Source organism: Micromonospora sp. LOL_015 (assembly GCF_048060275.1).
GTDB lineage: Bacteria > Actinomycetota > Actinomycetes > Mycobacteriales > Micromonosporaceae > Micromonospora_E.
The window spans coordinates 1-574 of sequence record NZ_JBHMIO010000175.1 but is presented as its reverse complement, the minus strand read 5'-3'; the positions used below and the strand labels follow the sequence as shown (position 1 = coordinate 574).

The 574-nt window shown below is 71.8% G+C and carries 1 protein-coding gene; it reads right to left on the bottom strand.

The genetic code is table 11. The annotated features are described in order from the left end of the window. The coding region (locus tag ACFHWU_RS29350; RefSeq protein ID WP_416592333.1) for a transposase at positions 1 to 483 on the bottom strand (483 nt) is incomplete at its 3' end. Positions 484 to 574: the final 91 nt, after the last annotated feature.

Below are 574 nucleotides of genomic sequence, written 5' to 3'. Positions count from 1 at the left end.
CGGGTCCACGCACAGCAGGGCGTGGGGTAGTGCCTCGCGGACGGCGGCGCGGAACGGGGGGCACATGTCGATCGACACGGTGCGGATTCCGGCCAGCCAGGCCGGGTCCCGCTGTTCGAGCCAGGCGGTGACGTCGGCGGTGCGGCGGCCTTCGACCTGGCCGAGTAGGCCCTGTGGTCCGGACAGGTCGGTGAAGCCGGTGTGCCACCTGTCGGCGATCTGCCGTGTCTGGCCGGTGTCCGGGTCGGCGGCCAGTCGGGGACGGCCTCGGCGGACCTCGTCGATCCCGAGGTCGGTGACCGGTTCCGGTTCGCCGGCCAGTACCGGATCGACGGTGGCGGTGAACGCGTCGTGCGCGGTGTGCCAGGACACCCCGTGGCTGGCGGCGACCTCGGCGACGGTGCGCCCGGAGTCGCTGACGGACCGCGCGCAGGACCGTCGCAGTCGGGGCGTCACCCGCGAACGCGTCGGTAGATCGGTCACGGACTCGGTGAAACTCCCCCGTGGACAGTCTTCGTTCAGGCATGACCAGCGCTGTTTCCACCACACCACTCGGATCCGGCGGCTGCCGTAG